16 protein-coding genes are annotated in these 19,918 nt (G+C 47.2%); 10 read left to right on the top strand and 6 right to left on the bottom strand.

Annotation, left to right across the window (positions count from 1 at the left end):
• Positions 1 to 2: 2 nt before the first annotated feature.
• Positions 3 to 488, bottom strand: a complete 486-nt coding sequence (chrS, locus tag AAHF22_RS07140) for a chromate efflux transcriptional regulator ChrS (protein ID WP_347324303.1) — start codon at positions 486 to 488, stop codon at positions 3 to 5.
• Positions 489 to 746: 258 nt separating this feature from the next.
• Here chrS and AAHF22_RS07135 point away from each other — a divergent pair, with 258 nt between their 5' ends.
• The 6 genes from AAHF22_RS07135 (at position 747) to AAHF22_RS07110 (ending at position 7,371) form a co-directional block, all read left to right on the top strand.
• Positions 747 to 1,955, top strand: a complete 1,209-nt coding sequence (locus AAHF22_RS07135) for an amidase (RefSeq protein WP_347324302.1) — start codon at positions 747 to 749, stop codon at positions 1,953 to 1,955.
• Positions 1,956 to 2,179: 224 nt separating this feature from the next.
• The gene (locus tag AAHF22_RS07130; RefSeq protein ID WP_347324301.1) at positions 2,180 to 2,809 is read left to right on the top strand and encodes a nitroreductase family protein; all 630 of its coding nucleotides are present in this window, start codon (positions 2,180 to 2,182) and stop codon (positions 2,807 to 2,809) included.
• 274 nt (positions 2,810 to 3,083) lie between these two features.
• On the top strand, positions 3,084 to 4,157 hold the full coding sequence (locus AAHF22_RS07125) for a GGDEF domain-containing protein (RefSeq protein ID WP_347324300.1): 1,074 nt from the start codon (positions 3,084 to 3,086) through the stop codon (positions 4,155 to 4,157).
• Positions 4,158 to 4,252: 95 nt separating this feature from the next.
• Positions 4,253 to 5,059, top strand: a complete 807-nt coding sequence (locus AAHF22_RS07120; protein ID WP_347324299.1) for an MBL fold metallo-hydrolase — start codon at positions 4,253 to 4,255, stop codon at positions 5,057 to 5,059.
• Complete coding sequence (locus AAHF22_RS07115) at positions 5,056 to 6,144, top strand: AbrB family transcriptional regulator (RefSeq protein ID WP_347324298.1); 1,089 nt, start codon at positions 5,056 to 5,058, stop codon at positions 6,142 to 6,144. Before AAHF22_RS07120 ends, AAHF22_RS07115 begins: the two co-directional genes overlap by 4 nt.
• A gap of 156 nt (positions 6,145 to 6,300) precedes the next feature.
• Positions 6,301 to 7,371 (top strand): lactonase family protein, encoded by a 1,071-nt coding sequence (locus AAHF22_RS07110; protein WP_347324297.1) that lies wholly within the window; start codon positions 6,301 to 6,303, stop codon positions 7,369 to 7,371.
• Between the two features lie 268 nt (positions 7,372 to 7,639).
• Here AAHF22_RS07110 and AAHF22_RS07105 read toward each other — a convergent pair whose 3' ends face one another.
• A complete protein-coding gene (locus AAHF22_RS07105; protein ID WP_347324296.1) occupies positions 7,640 to 8,482 on the bottom strand; it encodes a hypothetical protein in 843 nt (280 codons plus the stop codon).
• A 124-nt stretch (positions 8,483 to 8,606) separates the two neighbouring features.
• The gene (locus tag AAHF22_RS07100; protein WP_347324295.1) at positions 8,607 to 8,957 is read right to left on the bottom strand and encodes a hypothetical protein; all 351 of its coding nucleotides are present in this window, start codon (positions 8,955 to 8,957) and stop codon (positions 8,607 to 8,609) included.
• Between the two features lie 370 nt (positions 8,958 to 9,327).
• Between AAHF22_RS07100 and AAHF22_RS07095 the strand changes: the two genes are divergently transcribed.
• The 3 genes from AAHF22_RS07095 to AAHF22_RS07085 all read left to right on the top strand — a co-directional run bounded on the left by AAHF22_RS07095 (position 9,328) and on the right by AAHF22_RS07085 (position 12,810).
• Complete coding sequence (locus tag AAHF22_RS07095) at positions 9,328 to 9,780, top strand: Rrf2 family transcriptional regulator (RefSeq protein ID WP_347324294.1); 453 nt, start codon at positions 9,328 to 9,330, stop codon at positions 9,778 to 9,780.
• Between the two features lie 78 nt (positions 9,781 to 9,858).
• Positions 9,859 to 10,491 carry an NAD(P)-dependent oxidoreductase gene (locus tag AAHF22_RS07090; protein WP_347324293.1) on the top strand — a complete coding sequence of 211 codons (633 nt, stop codon included), beginning with the start codon at positions 9,859 to 9,861 and terminating at the stop codon, positions 10,489 to 10,491.
• A gap of 612 nt (positions 10,492 to 11,103) precedes the next feature.
• Positions 11,104 to 12,810, top strand: coding sequence for an NAD(P)H-hydrate dehydratase (locus tag AAHF22_RS07085; protein ID WP_347324292.1), 1,707 nt, complete (start codon positions 11,104 to 11,106; stop codon positions 12,808 to 12,810).
• Positions 12,811 to 13,207: 397 nt separating this feature from the next.
• Here the strand turns inward: AAHF22_RS07085 and AAHF22_RS07080 are convergent, their stop codons facing one another.
• From AAHF22_RS07080 to AAHF22_RS07070, 3 genes are all read right to left on the bottom strand, one after another.
• A complete protein-coding gene (locus AAHF22_RS07080) occupies positions 13,208 to 14,035 on the bottom strand; it encodes a TerC family protein (protein ID WP_347324291.1) in 828 nt (275 codons plus the stop codon).
• Positions 14,036 to 14,520: 485 nt separating this feature from the next.
• Complete coding sequence (nrdG, locus tag AAHF22_RS07075) at positions 14,521 to 15,024, bottom strand: anaerobic ribonucleoside-triphosphate reductase activating protein (protein WP_347324290.1); 504 nt, start codon at positions 15,022 to 15,024, stop codon at positions 14,521 to 14,523.
• Positions 14,999 to 17,236, bottom strand: coding sequence for an anaerobic ribonucleoside triphosphate reductase (locus AAHF22_RS07070; protein ID WP_347324289.1), 2,238 nt, complete (start codon positions 17,234 to 17,236; stop codon positions 14,999 to 15,001). The genes nrdG and AAHF22_RS07070 overlap by 26 nt, the downstream gene beginning before the upstream one ends.
• A gap of 248 nt (positions 17,237 to 17,484) precedes the next feature.
• Here AAHF22_RS07070 and AAHF22_RS07065 point away from each other — a divergent pair, with 248 nt between their 5' ends.
• Entirely contained in the window at positions 17,485 to 17,820 is a 336-nt protein-coding gene (locus AAHF22_RS07065; RefSeq protein ID WP_347324288.1) for an MTH1187 family thiamine-binding protein, read from the top strand.
• Positions 17,821 to 19,918 lie beyond the last annotated feature (2,098 nt).

Below are 19,918 nucleotides of genomic sequence, written 5' to 3'. Positions count from 1 at the left end.
CGTTATAACCTCATTCCCATCCGGCTTTTGTAACGTGTGATCAGTACCTGACAATCGACACTCATAATTCCCGGCATTGTGTATAGTTTATCTTTCAAAAACGTTTCCATCTCCTGATTATCACGGAACAGTCCATGCATATGCAGCTTGCTTGGTCCAGTCATATGATAAAGGCTCGTGACGACAGGTTCATCGGCAAGCATATCCGCAGTTTCATGCAGATGCTTTGGCTCGACTTCTACATTAAAGAAGGCGGAAACGGAAATGCCGATTTTGGATGGATTGATCACCGCAGCGAAGCGCTCAATCGTTCCATTCTCAATTAAAGCATTCACTCTGGACTGCACAGCGACACGGGATAGACCGATGTCTTTGGCCAGATCGGTGTACGAAATACGACCATTTTGATTTAAAATAGCGATAATCCGGCGATCAATATCGTCGATATCGACCGGCTGTGTATCGCCGGTAGGTTTGGAAGGATGCATGGTATTCACTCCTTAGATAATAGAAGATACAGGCGGAAGACAGGAAGATCATCGTTTCCGATCTGCTCTACAGGTTTCCATTTTTCGAATATATGCAATATTCACTTTCTTTTTGTCTGCAAAATAATACTTTTAATTGCAATATGAATAAATATATAATGGTTAATAATCGATTTCAATATGAAATTCATAATTTACTTACGATGGATCAGATGCGCGGTACGGAGCTGCTGCCTGACAAGTATAGGGGGAATCGCAATGACGCAGAAATGGAATGCATTTGTAAATGAGCAATGGACGATGAAAAGCGCAGGAGCAGAAGGATCACTAGCCGGTCTGCACTTTGGCGTAAAGGATGTATTTGAACTGGAAGGCTATACGGCCAGCGCTGGAAATCCAGATTGGCTGCGCACACATCAGCCTGCTACGCACACAGCACCGGCTATTCAGCGTTTGCTGGATGCAGGCGCTGTCCTGCAAGGCACGACACAGACGGATGAACTGATGTACAGTCTGAATGGGCAAAATGTTCATTATGGCACACCTGTAAATCCAGCTGCACCGGAGCGCATTCCCGGCGGTTCCTCCAGCGGTTCGGCAGTCGCTGTCGCCGCAGAGATGCGCGATTTTGCGATCGGTACCGATACAGGCGGTTCGGTACGTATCCCGGCTTCGTATTGCGGTATCTTCGGTATGCGTCCAACGCACGGTTTGATCGATATGACCGGTGTTATTCCGCTGGCGCAAGGTTTTGATACGATTGGCTGGATGGCGAACAGTGCGGAGTTATTGCATAAGGTAGGCAAGGTGCTGATCGATTCCACAGCAGACGCTTCGTCAGCAGGGGCAAACTTTGAACAGCTATACATGCCGGAGGAGGCATGGGCAGTTGCCGAGCCAGAAACGGTAGCTTTACTGCAAGCAGCGGCAACAAGGCTGTTACAGCAAGGGGATAACCAGCGCCTACAGCCGCAATCGATTGCCATTGCACCCGAAGGGTTGGCGGCGTGGATGACTGCATTTCGCACGGTGCAGGGGATTGAGATCTGGGAAGAGCATGGACAGTGGATTGGTGAAGTGAAGCCTGTCTTTGCTGAAGATATCGATGGACGCTTCCGCTGGGCAAGCACACTGCGTCGTGAAGATAGCCATGCAGCTTTCGCGCTTAAACAGACAGTAAAGGAACGTCTACAGGAACTGCTCGGTCAACGCGGACTGCTCGTCTTACCAACGGCGACTGGCCCTGCTCCACATCTTCATATTCACGGCGAGGCCAATGAACAGCGTCGCTCGCAAACAATGCAGCTTTCCTCGATTGCGGGTCTATCCGGTTTGCCACAAATTACGATTCCAGCAGGTATGATCGACGGAGCACCGGTAGGCTTATCAGTGATCGCTGGTAGCGGTCAGGATTTGCGTTTACTGCAATGGGTACAGGCAGCAGTGCATAGCCAAAGTTTGATTTAAAACCTGATAACCATACGGTTCATACGAATACAGTTGACACGGATTTGATGCAATCGTATAATCACAGTGGAATATATATAAGATTACTATTAATAAGTTGCAACTGACGCTGTACATAGCTTTGATTTATCGCCTTCATAGGCGATGGCTCAAGCTGCTTCAGGTGGCTGTACCGTCTGTTTCGCTTCAAATCGATATCCACTATTTTAAAGGGAGTGCTGTTCATGTCTAATGCGATCAAACCGGAAACGATTCAGGTTATCGAAGACCGTCATTCAGTTAAAGTATATGAAAAAGGGTATGTGATCCCACAAGAGGATATGGACTTGATCCTGTCCGCTGCCAATGCAGCTCCATCTGGCTGGAACTTGCAACACTGGAAATTCCTCGTGATCGACGACGAGGCGAAAAAGCAAGAACTGTTGCCGATTGCTTACAACCAAAATCAAGTTGGCGATAGCTCGTTTACTGTAGCGATTCTTGGCGATCTGGAAGCGAACAAAAATGCAGTTCCTGTCTACGATGCACTCGTAGAAGCAGGTGGCATGAGCGCGGAAATCCGCGATACACTGATCGGTCAAATTAATGGTGCTTACGAGCATCCAGGCGTAGCACGCGATAGCGCACTGTCTAACGCTTCGCTGGCAGCAATGAATCTGATGCTGGCAGCACGCGCGCTTGGCTACGATACGTGCCCGATGGGTGGATTTGATCACAAAGCATTTGTGGAGCACTTCAATGTGCCAGAGCGCTACATTCCAGTCATGCTGATCACGGTTGGTAAAGCGGCGAAGCCTGCTTATGCTTCCGGTCGTTTCCCACTAAGTGAAGCGGTTATCAAAAATTCGTTCTAAAATTCGTTCTAATGCGCTAAGTCAATGCAAGGCCCGATGCATCACGCATCGGGTTTTTTTATTTTTTATATGTCATTAGACGTATTTTAATAGAAAATTTGGGGATTTAGCTCTAAGTCCCTATGAATTATAATGGTTTATTTTCCGTAAATATATAATATAGCAGCTTAACTATCGGTTTAGCTGCACACTGCTCTTATCGGTTACCCTACATGATTGGTTGTATATATGATTTTGCAGCGATGTAACCGATGCGGACGAAAGGGCTGGTTCCATGATTAATTTGATGAACAATTTAACGATGGTAACGACATTTTTGTTTTTTACCAATTTATTATTGAATAAGTTTAAAGATAACTTTCCACAATATAGTAAGACTTATCCATATTTGTCCGGTATTCTGCACGGATTGCTTGGTGTCGGACTCATGTTGCTTAGCGTGGCAACCACGACTGGCTTCCATCTGGATCTGCGCATATTGGCGATTATAAGTGCTGTGTATATGGGAGGGCGAAAGGCAGGAACGATTGCGCTATTCATCATTTTGCTAGCTCGCTTCCTGTTGTTAGATGTCACCAATATAATCGCTGTGCTGATCGGTATAATGATGATTTTGCTGTCCTATACATTATCTGTATGGCTGCTCGATCGTAAGCATCGTAAATCGATTCGTCGCTGGCTGGTGATCGTGGTGTGCAGCACTGTCATTCCGTGTCTTATTGCATATGTAGTATCGCCGGAGCGTCAGTTGTCTGATACTTTTCTTGTGATCCTGATGTATACGTCCGGCGGATTGTTCACCTATTTGCTGCTCACGCATTTGAGCCGCTCCAACCAATCGCTTTATCTGCTCAAGGAAAAGGCAAGCCGGGATTATTTGACTGGATTGTACAATCCACGCGCATTTGAAGGGATTTTTGAAGAGAAAATACAGGAGGCCGAAAAGACGCAGGAACCGTTCTCTCTGTTAATGCTGGATATCGATCATTTTAAAATGATCAATGATACGCATGGACATAGTGCAGGCGATGTGGTGCTATCCTGCTTTGGCAATCTGCTGCATCGTTCGGTACGCTCGTCCGACTATTGTGCGCGCAAAGGCGGCGAGGAATTTATCGTGCTGCTGAATGGATGTGACGCTGAACAGGCGAAGCAGACCGCGGAGAAGTTGCGCAAATTGATTGAACAGCAGGAATTCCAATTGCCTAACGGTAATCTGTTGAAAGTGACCGCATCGATCGGTGTGGCAACGTATCCGCTGACATGTGCCGAACTGCTGATTGATCAGGCAGATCGCGCATTATACCGGGCGAAAAGAGAAGGGCGGAACCGGATCGTATATGATTAACCGGATAGAGGAAGCGAGCGGCTATCCGGTTATTTATTATGATGTTCTATACATAAGAAATCAGGTTATAACTTTGACAATGTGAACTGGAAAGAATGATAATAAAGATTAGAACGTATCATTCCCAATATGCAGGAGGTGGACTGGAGCGCGGTTTACTGCGGCTCTGGACAATAATGAATATTGCTGAACAGATTGATGTACTGGAATTGAAGTTGGAGGTAGGCGGCAATGTGACGGTGCTGCATCCATTTGTTATTTATGAGCAAGGACAGGCAATCCTATTCGATACAGGCTTTCCCGGTAGTTATGAGAAGCTGGTAGCCTTATTAAAACCAGAATATCCGGTGCGCAGTGTCGTACTGACTCATCAGGATATGGACCATATCGGTTCATTGCCTCAGTTTATGGCACATGAGCCAGGACTAGCTGTGTATGCGCATGAGGATGATCGGGCGGCGATTGACGGCAAAGCTCCATTCATCAAAGGTTCTCCAGAGCGTCTGAATATGCTTCTTTCCAGCTTATCTCAGGTAGAAGCGGATACATTCCGCAGCGTGTTTTCGGCAGATACGCCAGATAATGTGAATCATGTGCTGCATGATGGTGACGTATTGCCATTTGCCGGCGGCTTGCAGGTCGTGCATACGCCAGGTCATACACCGGGACATATTAGTTTGTATCATCCCGGCAGCAAGACGCTGTTTACTGGAGATGCGATGACTGTTGTGGACGGCAAACTGTTTGGGCCTGTGCCTCAATTTACTCCGAATCTGGAGCAGGCGATCTTATCGCTAAACAAGTTCCGCGAGCTAGATGTGGATACGGTCGTTTGTTATCATGGCGGCATCTTTACAGGCGATTTTCAACAGCGTTTGGATGAGCTGCTGAGCGGCTCGTGACGCGCTATGCGCAGCTTCCTGGTCAAGCGGTTGTACTTCTGTCCGGCTTGATCGGAGGGCTGCTGTTTTATGTGCTTCATTTACCGGTGCCGTGGCTGCTTGGGCCGATGATTACCGTTTTTATCGGAGTGCGTCTATTTCGGCGATTGCGTCCTTCATGGCCTGCTTCCTTTAAAAATATCGGCATTATCATCGTCGGATACTCTATCGGATTATCATTAACGATCTCGACGCTATCTCTGATCGGTCAGCAGCTCCCGTCAATGATCACATTGACGGTGTTGCTGTTGCTGTTCTGTGGCGGATTGGCATATGTGCTATCACGCTGGACAGGCATTCCGTTTCAGACGATGCTGGTGGCTAGCATTCCTGGCGGATTAAGTCAGATTGTCGTACTGGCAGAAGAGCAAGAAGGGATCGATATTACGATTGTGACCTTTTTGCAGGTGTCCCGTCTGATGATGATCGTCATCGTCGTTCCGCTGCTCGTATTCAGCCCATTGTTTGCTACAGAGGTCAATGCGCTGACAGAGCCGTTAACACGCTCGGTCGGCAGCTGGAATGGACTGTTTCCATCGATATTGCCATTTCTCGTATTGTGTCCTGCCGCGGCGATACTGGGCAAAAAGATCAATTTCCCGACCGCTTATTTGCTGTTGCCGATGATCGTGACCTTTTTGCTACAGCTGATAGGTGTACATGCGCCCGCATTGCCGTTATCCGTGCTCGATGTGGCGCAACTACTGATTGGTAGCTCGGTAGGCTTAATGCTACAGCCGGAGCAGCTTCAACATAAGCTACGTATCGTATTGCTGGCACTGGGAAGCAGTCTCGTCCTGATGCTGTTTGCCTGCGGAACGACGCTAATTTTGATGAAGTGGCATGGTCTGTCTCCAGCGACTGCACTGCTCAGTATGGCGCCAGGCGGCATGGACCAGATGGGAATTATCGCCCATGAAGTGAATGCAGATGTAGCGACCGTTAGCTGTTATCAGCTTTTTCGCACTCTGTTAATTTTCCTTGTCGTACCGCCGGTTGTGCGTGCCGTGCTGGGACGCTGGCAGCAGAAGCCGGAGCATGGATAAGCATAGAGACGAGTGTCGAATAGGGAAACGATGATTCAGGAACGCTTGGATTCGGTATTAATGTAAAGAGTAAGCCTGCGTAGAGGCAGGCTTTTTCCATTTTCAAACGTTATCGTCCGGCAACAGGAACCGGATACTGTAGAAAGGGGAATGAGCATGTCTATCATCGATCATAAGGTATGGCTTTACATTGGTACGTACGCAAGCACGGAGGAAGCAGGAATTCATGTAGCGACGATGAACCGAGATACCGGTGAGTTAAAGCTAATTTCGAGCGTGACAGGTATCGAGAACCCCTCGTATCTCGCATTATCGCCAGATGGCTCCTATTTGTATGCAGCAAGTGAAAAGGATGAAGGTGAGGTACTTGCCTATGCGCTAGATGCCGATACCCATGAGCTGCATTTGCTGGATCGCAAATCGACAGAAGGTGGCGCACCCTGCTATGTTGAGCTGACACCAGATGGACGCCATCTGCTTGTAGCCAATTATACCGGCGCGAATGTATGTGTATTTCCAGTCCGAGCGGATGGCGCATTAGAGCCAATGAGCGGTCATGCTCAGCATGAGGGTAGCGGTCCGCATCAGGAGCGACAGGATCATGCGCATACGCATTCGATTGTGCCCTCGCTGGATGGCCAGATGGCATATGTATCAGATCTAGGAACTGATCGCATTACAGCGTATCATCTGGACGAAGCGGGTCAGATTAAGGAAGCAGGGCATACGCCTAGCGCAGCCGCAGCCGGCCCGCGTCATCTTGTATTTCATCCGAACGGTCAGCTAGCCTATGGGGTGAACGAACTGGATAGCACGGTGACAGCCTACATGCGTCATGTGGAGACAGGGATTCTGGAAGCGCTTGATACAGTGTCTACATTACCGGAGGATTTTGATGGGGACAATACAGGTGGAGACATTCGACTGTCTCTATGCGGACGGTATGTATATGCCTCCAATCGTGGACATGACAGCATCGTACATTATCGAATCGATGAACAGTCAGGTCAATTGGAAACGGTAGAATGGGTATCGGTTAAAGGACGGACGCCGCGCAATCTGGCAGTGCTGCCAGGCGGATATGTACTGGCGTCTAATCAGGATTCCAACAATATCGTCCAGTTTGCTACAGAGCCGGATTCTGGTCGTCTGACACCGACAGGGCATGAGCTTACACTGAATCGTCCGGTATGTGTGATGGCCGATCGATTGGAAATTGAAGATTAAGCTGTCTGTCTTGATCCTTATACAGCGATAGCGCAATGAATAAGGGCAGAATAGTGGCACGAATGATAGGTAAGCGAATCAGACCGAAAATAAGAATAACGCCGAGTCGATGTAACAACAGTTATATGTAGCTCGGCTCTGTCCAGTAGCAGCTATATGTAGCTAGACTCCGTCTAATAACAGTGATATGAAACAGCAAAAGGTGTACCTGACTCATCGCTCATGGTAGATGAGAGGTACACCTTTTTAGTTTGCATCCGTAGACTCGTTATTCATACTCACCTGCATACGGACGTTCTTTGCGCTGTGGCTCGCGCGTGAAGCGGAAGCCGACGATGAACACGAGTACCTGTACGATCAAAATATACGGTGCCGCAGTCAGCCCTAGCAGATGTAGCAGACTGATCGCGGCGATCAGCAGCGCCATGCCGACAAATGACGCTCGGCGACCACTTTCGCGAAAACCAGCACTTAATACGCCGTACAATAATAGCAAAGCGCCTGTACACGAAACGAATCGCAATACCGCGAAAAATGGAAAAGGTGGCCCTGCTGCATAGGCATTATGTATATCGCTCAAGCTGTGTAGCAGCAGTGCACCTTCTAACAGCAAAGCGATAAAAGGTACGAGCGGACGCAATGTCAATCCAAATAGCATGCCCCAGTGCGGTTGCTCACCACGAGCAAGCAGACTACGACGTTCGCGTGTTAATCGGCTAATTTGCATTTCCAGTGTACGATACAGAAGCAGCATCGATTGTCGGCTACGCTCGGCTAAATACTGATCAATGCGCTCGATTAGTTCCTGATCAGCGTACGGTGCAGCCTTACAAGCCAGAATACGCTCTACCATAATCGGCAGCTCGGAGGCAGCTGGTTGTGCTGTACGCGGCGCTGATCGGTCCGGTGTGACGAGCGGATACAGATGCCCTGCTGCCCGTGCCCAGTAGTCCAGACTGATCTCAATTCGACGCATCCGTTCCCGCTCTGCCAGCCTGCGCTGAGCTGCGGAAAAGCCATACACACCCGCCAGTAAAGCGAGTGCAGTGATCAGCGCCCCTATGAGTACAGCCGGGCTCTGCTGAAAAAGGGTTAGTTGCAGAGCTTCCACCCGATTCACTCCTTTATAGGCAATAAAATGAGATAAATAAGATAACTGTGATGAAAACATATACTGATATCACTATTACATAACTGTGTAAACGATTCAATAGCTATTCAGCGACCGCTAACAGTTATGGACGGTTATAGCGGTCATCATAGCGACGCTCATCACGCGTATAGCTTCTTCCCGAAACCGCGAAAGCTTCAACGAGCAGGATGATTGCTGTAATCGTATGCATGATCCAGCCAATGATTGGAATCCAGGCAATGGCAGATGTTACGATACCAATCGCATTACCAAACGGTGATCGACGTGCACGTACAGCCAGCACCAATGCAACCAGATGAAGCACAAAAGCTACAAACAAAGGGACATAACCATAGCTAATGACAAAGGTGCCTCCAATGAGTGGAATCGCCATTAGTGCTTCCAGTGCAAAGGTTAGCCATTTGAGTATAGGCAGTGTATTATCGTTTCGCATCGTGTTTCCTCCTTTATTTATTGTAGAATGATCTGATGGATACGCCTTCTTGGATGGAACTCTCTGACTGCATTGACGCTGGAGCGGTCTCCTATGCCGGGTCAGTGAGCTTGCTATAGATCCTCTATTGTATTATTAAACGTAAAATGAACTTTTGCGTCTATACGAGCTATTTTTCCTTACGATGAAGTACATTGGGCGTATATCGAGTACATAAAATTCAGATACGAAGGGGTTCGTTTTAGGTGAATTATTGGTATACTAAGATATGGACTGACGTCATTTGTAATTGTCATTAGGACAGATACTATATAGAGTTAACAGCTTTGTATGATGTGTATGAAAATAATAGATGGAGGGAGGGGTTCGCATGGCATATAATAGCCGTTTTGCCGTAGCGATCCATACATTGTCGCTGCTGGATAGTACAGAAGGACGGATTACCTCAGAGCTGATTGCTGGAAGTGTGAATACGAATCCAGTTGTTATTCGCCGTATGATCAGCCTGTTAACCAAAGCAGGAATTTTGCGTACCCAGCCTGGTGTGGCAGGGGCACAGCTTACGCGTCCTGCGGGTGAAATTACATTGCTTGATGTGTATCGTGCTGTACAAAATGATAGCCGTGACGATCTGTTTGCGATTCATGAGAATCCGAATCCAAACTGCGATATTGGACGCAATATCCAGCAGGAGCTGGAGCAGGTATTCGCTCGTGCTCAGCGTGCAATGGAAGGTGAACTAGAGCAGATCACATTGCGTCAGGTGACGACTGATCTACAACAGATGGAAGAAATCCGCCAAACGATTAGCCAGCAGGGCTGAATCAGTGGCGAGTGTACCGGGTATTAAAGGACAGAACCCGGCACAGCAAAGTTGCCATGACGGAAAGGATGAATCAACATGAAAATTATCATTATCGGCGCGAGCGGCATGATCGGCCAGCGTCTCGTACAGGAAGGGCTACGCCGTAAGTATGAGATTACCGCAGCCGGACGCGATGTGTCCAAATTCGATACTTCCAATGAAAAACTGCATGTAATGCGTATTGATGTACTCGACCCGGCAAGCGTGGAAGCAGCTGTATCCGGTCATGATGTCGTGATTAGCGCATACGGCCCACAACTCGGTCAGGAGGAACAATTGATCGAAGCCGCTCGCTGCATTAGTGAAGGTGTGAAAAAGGCAGGCATTCGTCGCCTGCTCATCGTCGGCGGCGCAGGCAGTCTGGAAGTTGAACCTGGCGTACGTCTGATGGATACTGAACAATTCCCAGACGAAGTTCGCCCAATGGCTCAGGCACATGCCGATGCTTACGAAATCTACCGTCAGAGTGAACTTGACTGGACTTACGTCAGTCCAGCAAGCTGGATTGAGCCTGGTAAACGTACAGGCAATTTCCGCATCGGAACGACACGCCTGATTACAGACGACGAAGGCGCAAGCCGTATCTCCGCCGAAGACTACGCTGCTGCTCTTTTCGATGAAGTGGAAGAACCGGCGTTTATCCGTGACCGTTTTACGGTAGCCTATTAAGTATAGGCGGCATTGCTTCAAATTGTAGTTACATGGAGTGGACTGTAACTACATGGACAAGAAATGATGTTGTACAATTACGACCAAACAAGATAAACATATTGATGAACATACGACTCCAGCATCGCTTAATAGCGATGCTTTTCTTTTTGCTGTGCTTTTCTTTTTGCTGTGCTTTTCTTTTGGTATGTCTTTCTTTTGGTAGGCGCTGCTACTTTACTGAAATAAAATCGTTTGTATTCATCGGTTGCGGCTACGGAATATACGTAGCTTCACACCTATTTATTTAATATTGTCATCATTGAAAGTAGATGAATGTATAGACTAGCTTTGCGATCTGTTTGGAGTGCCATTCGTGTTTCATCGTAAATATAGGCTGTGATCAGTACAGAACCGAAGGTGGAGCTAGCTGTATTTCTCATTCATTAGATTCCCGCGACTTGCTTAAGTACGTCCGTTTAGTCCTTCCTAAAGTGGTTCATGCCCACCACTCCGCAGTTAATCACTGGCACTACAATCAAATTCCCGTTCATCTGCCACCTCTCCCTTCATTTCGGTTAATACAACCATAGAACCTATATAGATTACAAAAGTCGAGAAAGGAGCTTATTCATGCATATCGTTACCGCACAACAGATGCGAGAACTGGATAATTATACGATTCAACAATTGGGCATACCGTCCCTATCGTTGATGGAGGTGGCTGGCAAAGCGATTGCCGATGAAGTGCTGGACTGGTGTGGCAAGCAGCAGGATGCTGCGGATATTCCTTCCGGTCCTGCTTTAACGCATCGTAGCAGCATTCATAGTGATGAGCATGCGCTACCAGAACAGGAGCAACACTGGCTCGTTCTGGTAGGCAAAGGCAATAATGGTGGAGACGGACTGGTCGCTGCCCGTTATTTACAAAATGCCGGCATGGGAGTCACCCTACTATATGCGATGCCGCCAGAGCAATGCAGTGGAGATGCAGCGATACAGCGTGACGCCGCCAAACGATCCGGCATTGAATATGCGGTCTGGGATGCGGAGTGGGATTGTTCTGCTGCCTCGCGAAAGGATGAACTTATCGGACCGAATCGTGGCGATATTGCGGCTTCGTTATCCCAAACGGCAAGATCGGTTTCTGAACGCTGGAAACCATATACCGGCATTATCGATGCATTGCTTGGAACCGGAAGTCAGGGAGAGCCACGAGAACCGTATGGAGCGATGATTCGGTCTGCGAATGCCTCTGGTAAGCCGATTATCGCTGCCGATATTCCAAGCGGGCTGAACGCCGATACTGGAGAAGTAGCAGATAGCTGTATTGAAGCAAGCCGAACGGTCTGTCTGGCATTTCTAAAACAAGGATTAACGCAATATCCAGGTGCAAGCGCTGCGGGCGATGTCGTTGTACGATCGATTGGTATTCCGCATCTTACTGCACAACGTGCTGGTATATCTTCCTATTTGATTACGGATACGGTGTTGAAGCAGGAACTACGCATCAACATTACACGTGCACGTGCCGTGGATGGTCATAAAGGAACGTATGGTCATGTGATGATCGTCGGGGGTAGCCTGAATATGAGCGGAGCTGGTTTGATGGCTTCTCGTTCTGCACTGCGCATCGGGAGCGGATTGGTCACATGGTTGCTGCCGGAGAAACTGATGAAGCATATGGTCGGTCATGTGCCGGAGCTGATGATGGCACCTGTATCGGAGGAAGCAAGCGGACAATGGACGGCATCAACGACGAAGGCTATTTTGGAACAGACGGCTAAAGCCGATGTGGTGGCGATCGGTCCCGGACTGGGTCGTTTTGAGCAGGATGGACAATGGCTGCGCACCCTGTGGGAGCAGTTGGATCAACCGCTTGTGATTGATGCGGACGGTCTTAACATTCTTGCCGAAGCGGACGGTCTGACCTCATGGCCAAAACGTGCTGCGGCTACGGTACTCACACCACATCCGGGCGAAATGGCACGCCTATCCGGTTTATCAACCAAAGAAGTACAGCGTGATCGTCTCGGTCTAGCACGACGTTTTGCAATGGAGCATGGTGTGATTCTTGTGCTGAAGGGAGCACGTACCGTCATTGCAGCTCCGGATGGAACCGTGCTGGTCAATACAACCGGTCATCCGGGCATGGGGACGGGCGGTTCGGGCGACGTGCTCACCGGCGTTATTGCCGGTTTACTCGCTCAGGGCTTAAATGGACTGCAAGCCGCAGCGTTCGGCGCTTATCTGCACGGTCATGCAGGCGAAATGGCAGCTCTCGCACGCTCCGGTCATCCTGCTTCGCTGCTGGCAGGCGATATGATTGAGCATTTGTAAGTATAGATCGGTGTTGCGGTATCGAGTATATGTAAACACAGGACATATACTGCAAAAGTAGCGGTAGCGGTAGTTCGGTTGCTATGTTAAATTGAAGTTTAATGTCATATAGTATCAAAGAAATTTGTGAGATGGTGCAAGTGTATGTTTGAACGATAGGCAACAGGCGCTTCAAACAGCTTGAAACTAAACAAAATCGTTGCAGATACAATGTTCTCAAATACGATAGAACAGAGATTATTACCTCTATTACGCGTAATCTAAAAAGACTGTCCGGCATAGTGCCAGACAGTCTTTTTGCATGGAATTCATTTTAAGTTTGTAAACAGCTATATCATCGTCAGCTTGCTTTAGAAGATGATATCAGCGAAGCAAGCTAATTTATAAGTTAATCCCCTTACAGATCTTCCTTAATCTCCTGCTTTACTTCTTTCACCGCATTATCCTCTTCCGGCACTTCACGTTTACTGGACAGGAACCAGCCGGCAAGTGCAATCGCAACGAGTACGATGTAGAAGCTTAGTTTCCACAGTTTGTTTTCTGGGAAATGTTCTGGAATCACAGCCAGTGCAGGGTGAGCAAGCGTAATAACGGACAGCTTCACACCGACCCAGCCGACGATCACGAAGGCTGCAATTTCGAGACCCGGACGTTCTTGTAACAGTCTAACGAAGAACGAAGCGGCGAAACGCATAATGATCAGACCAATCAGACCACCCAGGAAGATGACGATAAATTGTCCGCCATCCAGACCACCGATTGGCGGCAAACCACTTGCTGGAAGCGCGACAGCAAGCGCTACGGCTGCAAGGATCGAGTCAACGGCAAATGCGATATCGGCAACTTCGACTTTGAATACGGTCATCCAGAAGCCGGATTGCTTTTTCGGATTGGCCGCAGGCCCTTTATCTCCGGCAGCTTCCTCGGTCTTCGATTTGGAGAAGAAGTGACGCACGATATGATTAATGGAAATGTACAACAGGTAGAGTGCACCGATTGCTTGTACTTGCCATACGTCCACGAGGAACGAGATCAGGAACAACGAACCAAAGCGGAACACAAATGCCCCAAACAAACCGTAGAACAATGCCTTTTTACGTTGCTCCTCCGGCAAGTGTTTAACCATAATTGCCAGTACAAGCGCGTTATCGGCGGCGAGTAAGCCCTCCAGCGCGATCAGTACGAGCAAGACCCAGCCATACTCTAACAATAATGCTGCATCCATAAGATTCCTCCTAAAATAAAGTGATATGTCTGGCTCCAAAGAAGCCATATATATAAAAGAGACCTTTACCACAAAGGTAAAGGTCTCCAAAAGATAGCGAGTCTTCACCAAATTTGTGGTAAAGGTCTCGCTAACAATGAGGTCACATTCATTTTCATTGCCAAGCACAGCCGGGGTTATTCACCCGTAATGACGACTTGCCTGTACAGCTACTCCCCTTTAACAGGAATAGAATTATGAAGTTAGTGTGTTGCCGTACACGATCCGTATAGGCTCAGGATCGTCATGCCATTCGATGCCAAACGGCTACTTATATATAAACAGTCACTCATGCAGTTAAACAACGCGTACAGCGGTTAAAGCAATTTCTGTAGCACTAGACAAATCATATGCAAATTAATTGCATAAGTCAATCTTTTATTAAATAAAATTTTGCATTAACGGAAAAAGGTGCTTTCTTTTACAAATGTATACGATAGAAAGTGTTATGGTGTCCAGTATATTGCCTGCTGCTGCGTCAGACTGGATGAAACATCGATCAAACGCTGATTGGAACTTCCGCGATAACGGAGAGACACATCTCGCAACTCCTGAACGAATCTTCCTTCAATCAATACGTCACATAAAGATAGAAGTTTCAAATATTTATGCTGTTCCGAAAATAATTGCTCCCACGTGTATCCGGTATAGATCCAAATCGAAAAATGCGGCAGGCGTAAACGCACATGTTCTACAAAATCAGCAACCTCATCCGCCGAGAAAAAAGGATCACCCCCTGCAATCGTCAGTCCATCCAATAGCGGATTAGCTGCCATCTCCGTCAGCAGTTCCGATTGTTTTTGCACCGTAAATGGCTCGCCTGCTTGAAAAGACCACGTGTGTGGACTGAAGCAACCGGGGCAGCCGTGACGACAACCACTAATGAAAATAACAGCGCGCAGTCCGGGCCCTTCATTGATCGATTCAGGGATGTAGCCGCAAATGTTCATCCTGCGTCACCGTCTCTCCATGATGCTTGAGCCGATCGCGCACCTCGGCTTGCTTGGCAGGATTAAAACGAGTCTGGTAATCGCCAGTCAGATACCCGGTTACACGGCGCAGGCGAGCAATATGTACATCTGTTTCAGATGAACCACAGGCAGGACAATGCGAGCCGATCATCCCTTCATGCCCGCAGGCTGTGCAGCGATCGATCGGATGATTAATACTAAAATAGCTAATGTTTTGCTCCAGCGCGTATTGCACGATGCGAATCATCGCCGGTGCATTATGACGCGCATTGCCATCCAGCTCGATATAGGAGATGGCGCCTGCATTACAATAATGATGGAAAGGCGCTTCCAGCTGTATTTTACGAGCGGCACTAATCTCGTAATACACTGGAACATGAAAAGAATTCGTATAATATTCGCGGTCAGTTACACCGTCTATACTGCCGTAATGCTGACGATCCAGGCGGACAAACTTACCGGATAATCCTTCCGCAGGTGTAGCCATAAGCGAGAAGTTAAGCCGATGACGCTCACTAAGCGCATCACAGGCTTGTCGCATATAAGCGATTAATTCCAGCGCACGTTCGTGAACATGCGAATCTTCACCGTGATGCTTGCCGTACAGAGCTTTCATACATTCTGCCAGACCGATAAATCCGATCGATAATGTACCATGTTTGAGCAGTTCGCCTACAGGCTCGTCCGGTGCCAGCTGCTCGCCACCTTCCCATATGCCTTCGCGCATCATAAAATCCGACGCTTTGGCAGGTTGTGCCGCTTGAATGCGATAGCGATGCAGCAATGCCTGTGCTGCCAGCTCCATACATTGATCAAGCGCTTGCCGAAATCCATGCTCATCCGCTTCTGCATTCAGACCCTGATGTACACCATAATCGATACCCAGCTTCACCAGATTGATCGTATTAAATGACAGATTGCCTTTACCAGACAGATGATTGCGACCGAAGCGATCGGCGATCACACGTGTGCGGCAACCCATCGTAGCAAACTCGGTATCTGGATCGCCTGGTACTACATGCTCCAGATTGAGCGGAGCATCCAGATTGGCAAAGTTCGGATACAGTCGTTTGGACGAACAATCGATCGCTTTGAGGAACAGATCATAGTTAGGATCACCGGGTTGCTGATTGATTCCGCGCTTGCATTTGAAAATCTGAATCGGGAAAATAGGTGTCTCACCATGACCCAGGCCTCGTACCGTAGCAGCAAGCAAACTTTCGACGACCAGTCTTCCTTCCAGCGAAGTACAGGTGCCGTAATTAATACTTGTAAACGGAATCTGCCCACCGCCCCGGCTCGACATCGTATTCAGATTGTGGATCAAGCTTTCTGCGGCTTGAAATGTCTCACTGCGCGTCTCTTCCAGCGCATATCCGTATGCGAGCGGATATTGCTTGGCAAGACGAGCATCGCTCATCTCCGCTCCAGCAAGCAGACGTTCCAGCGCATCGGCAGTCGCTTGCTGTAACTCCGGCGATTGTGCAGCGGTGCGATGCCATTCACCCAAATAATGTAGTCCTTTGCGCAGATGTTTACGGAATGAACGGGTGACATATGGAGCGAGATCATAGTCGAGCTTGTTGGCAGCCACGCCGCCAAACTGCGAATTTTGCTGACATTGAAAAATAATCGCCACCTGCGCCATCGCCGTCATAATCGAATTGGGGGTGCGTAAGCTACCATTGCCACTGCTAAAGCCCTGACAAAGCAGCCGTTCAAACGGAATGAAAATACAGTTCGTCGTGCCCAGCGCATAATGATCCAGATCATGAATATATAGCCGATTAGCTCGTACTGCTTCGGCAATAGGAGCAGGGAGCATATGCTGCTCGGTATACCATTTAGAATATTCACTGCCCAGCCGGCTCATTTTACCGGAAAAGCTGTCTCCGTTCAGATTGGCATTTTCACGTGCCGATTCATGTTCTCCATATATAATATGCTGTCCTAGCTCTACGAGTGGATGGATAGGCTGTTCCACTGGTGGATCGGTTAGCTCATATTCATCTGCTACCGATGTGTTGGATCGAGCCGCAATGGGATCAGGCTGTGTATGGCGGTGGGGAAGATGATATGAAAATGGATAGGAGTCATCATACGTATGATGATCAGAACGTGAACCGTCCACTTGGATAGACTTTGGTTTGCTGGTAGTGTTAGTTTGCAGCTCGAATGGCTGAATGGTCATGATAATCATCCCTTTCTATTCAGATGATGTGATGTATGAGTGCTATGAATTCGCCAAGCACATACGAAATCCACTATGGAATACATTCTATATATAGATGTTATAATCCGTATATGACACAATATATTGACATTCACTTCGAATTCAGTATACCCGTACAATACTGAAGCAACCTAGCCGTTGGGCATAACATTGGAATTTGGGTAAAACAGAGGTAGAATACAATCAAAACAGAGGAGGAATGAAAAATGGCTATTGCAGAAGTAACCGTCATTCCAATCGGAACAGGCAGCACCAGTTTGAGCGCCTATGTTGCAGATATGCAGCGCGTACTGGACACTCAGCAAGGCGTTACCGTACAACTCACACCGATGAGCACAATTATCGAGGGTGACATCGCCGACGTGCTGCGCGCCATTCACGCCCTGCACGAAAGCCCATTCCAGGCAGGCGCCGGACGTGTATCCACATCGATCAAAATCGACGACCGCCGCGACCACCCTACATCGGCCCAATACAAACTCGATTCCGTACGCGAAAAACTATCCAACGGCACAAGCGCAACGACAACGAAGTCCGAGTAAACTATACAAATAACTACAACCCAGACACCTACAACTAGAACACAGACATGATAAGCACACCTCATATACCCACTAAACTGCACCTAAAAATAAAAGAGGCAACTATCCTAATCAAACGGTAGTTGCCTCTTTTTATAATGATCAAAAAATCTATGTATACACATACTAAGCATCTATTGAGATCAACAAAACTACAATCCTAAACCTAACCTCACCCAACCATAAACAATCATGCCAAAGCGATATTAAAAAAGAGCTAACTAGAGAACCCCGAAATACCGTAGGAGAATAATAAAAACAACAAAATAGCGAAACCACTACATAACGAAACAACAAAATAAAAGAAGCAAGGAAAGAACAACCAAACAACGTACAGCCTAAAAAAAAATTACATAAATACCCCTATAACCTGACTCCATCCCAAAGTTAATTCAAAACCATTCACTTTATATACTATTACCTATATACATCATCAAATCATAACAAGCGACACAACTAACAATTTCAATACTAAGAAATTTATTAAACTCCATTTAATTCAACCCAACCTAACTATAACAACTAAGCAGAAAGTAGAAAAATTAGTTCAGACAGTAATCATACATTAGTGATACCAGCAAGAATCATTCAGTATACCCCACCAAGAAAAAAACACCTTACCAAACAATACCTTCAAACCAGTAACCTATCTAAACTAACATTCTTTCCTATGCCCTCCTCCCACCCTAAGTGGGGTTGCGATCCTCACTTAGAAATTCCAAATGTTGCGCCCGCACAGAACGGAGGGAAGGAAATAAGGGGAAAGGACGACCTTTGAGCACGGGAATCTACAACTCACTCCTACTCCGTAGATTCCTGTGCGAGACCGGAGTCCGTCCCCTTATTCCTTCCCGGAGTGGTGTCCACAACAACAACGCAATTTCTCATCCCCAGCAACCCCACCAATTTTAATAACATTTTTAGTCCAACTTCATAAACTTTTAAGATAACCCGGTTATAGTTAAGTCATACCCCTTTTTGAATATATAAACAACTTGAACGCTACGGACTGCGACCGTAGCGTTCTCTTTTTGGGCAAATATTATAATAGAAGATACCTAAAATTATAAAATTAATGTTTCTTTAAGGTTGTTATCAGGTAATTTTAAGATGAGCAGGCTATAATGTCTGTAATAACCCCTTTTGAATTACTATACCTTGAACCCTATCAACTGCGAATGATAGGGTTCCTTTTTTTTGTCTGGATAAGCGATAATTGGACGATCCCCGGTCTTACAACCTGAATGGTTGTCATGACCGGGGATCTGTTTGGTGTGTTGCGTCTTATGTTTTATAGTTCGTGTCATAAGCCAATCATGCAGCTTACGAGCCATATGTGAAATGCTTCATGTGCGTTTGTTATACGTGAACAAGACGGTTCAAGTCGAACTAGGCGTTATGCCGGTTCGAACGCTGAGATGGATCAGCGTGCGTAGAGTCAGGATGCGTAGACCTGCTCTCCAGTTTCATATGGCTGCCTGCTGCAGCTATTTGTTAACCCGTAACCTCGTGTATGCGGTGAAAAAACATGGTGGACGAGGACGGTTTTGGTTCGCTTGCTTGTAAGGTATGCACATAGCCATACATGGAATAGGTTATGTGAGCATACACGGTAAATCCAAAACAACAAAAGCCCTACCTCTCTTCTGTCCTTGCGGCTCCGATGACCGCGCCAGTGTGAATCAGATCGTCAAATTTCAATGGGTTTAGGAAAAAGGAAATTTGAAATGATTCCGGCAGCATCCGGAAAATTGCGAAGGATAAAACCGAGGGTTAAAAATAACATCTAATAGCATACCGCATATCCGTGAAGAAGTCAAATTTTACAATCAATAGAACAAAAAAGCGAACAGGAAGGGCTGCAATGAATAGAGGCTTTGTGCCGTACTGTCTTTCCTTTTATGTATGTTGCGCCTTGAAGAGCTACGATGAATGTAGGCTTTGTGCTGCTTCCTATGATGGCACGATAGCTACAATTGCACAACGAAGTAGGATGCACTGGTGCTGATTCGATCGCATACATAGTAAAACCCGAAGCTTCTATATTAAAAGAGGCTTC

This window comes from Paenibacillus wenxiniae, from assembly GCF_039822605.1.
GTDB classification, from domain to species: domain Bacteria; phylum Bacillota; class Bacilli; order Paenibacillales; family Paenibacillaceae; genus Saccharibacillus; species Saccharibacillus wenxiniae.
Note: the sequence above shows the minus strand (reverse complement) of the source record. Positions and strands in the feature narration are given on the sequence as shown.

Coding starts and splice junctions, on each gene's coding strand:
- chrS (WP_347324303.1), bottom strand. CDS start 488: ATGCATCCTTCCAAACCTACCGGCGATACACAGCCGGTCGATATCGAC.
- AAHF22_RS07135 (WP_347324302.1), top strand. CDS start 747: ATGACGCAGAAATGGAATGCATTTGTAAATGAGCAATGGACGATGAAA.
- AAHF22_RS07130 (WP_347324301.1), top strand. CDS start 2,180: ATGTCTAATGCGATCAAACCGGAAACGATTCAGGTTATCGAAGACCGT.
- AAHF22_RS07125 (WP_347324300.1), top strand. CDS start 3,084: ATGATTAATTTGATGAACAATTTAACGATGGTAACGACATTTTTGTTT.
- AAHF22_RS07120 (WP_347324299.1), top strand. CDS start 4,253: ATGATAATAAAGATTAGAACGTATCATTCCCAATATGCAGGAGGTGGA.
- AAHF22_RS07110 (WP_347324297.1), top strand. CDS start 6,301: ATGTCTATCATCGATCATAAGGTATGGCTTTACATTGGTACGTACGCA.
- AAHF22_RS07100 (WP_347324295.1), bottom strand. CDS start 8,957: ATGCGAAACGATAATACACTGCCTATACTCAAATGGCTAACCTTTGCA.
- AAHF22_RS07095 (WP_347324294.1), top strand. CDS start 9,328: ATGGCATATAATAGCCGTTTTGCCGTAGCGATCCATACATTGTCGCTG.
- AAHF22_RS07090 (WP_347324293.1), top strand. CDS start 9,859: ATGAAAATTATCATTATCGGCGCGAGCGGCATGATCGGCCAGCGTCTC.
- AAHF22_RS07085 (WP_347324292.1), top strand. CDS start 11,104: ATGCATATCGTTACCGCACAACAGATGCGAGAACTGGATAATTATACG.
- AAHF22_RS07080 (WP_347324291.1), bottom strand. CDS start 14,035: ATGGATGCAGCATTATTGTTAGAGTATGGCTGGGTCTTGCTCGTACTG.
- nrdG (WP_347324290.1), bottom strand. CDS start 15,024: ATGAACATTTGCGGCTACATCCCTGAATCGATCAATGAAGGGCCCGGA.
- AAHF22_RS07070 (WP_347324289.1), bottom strand. CDS start 17,236: ATGACCATTCAGCCATTCGAGCTGCAAACTAACACTACCAGCAAACCA.
- AAHF22_RS07065 (WP_347324288.1), top strand. CDS start 17,485: ATGGCTATTGCAGAAGTAACCGTCATTCCAATCGGAACAGGCAGCACC.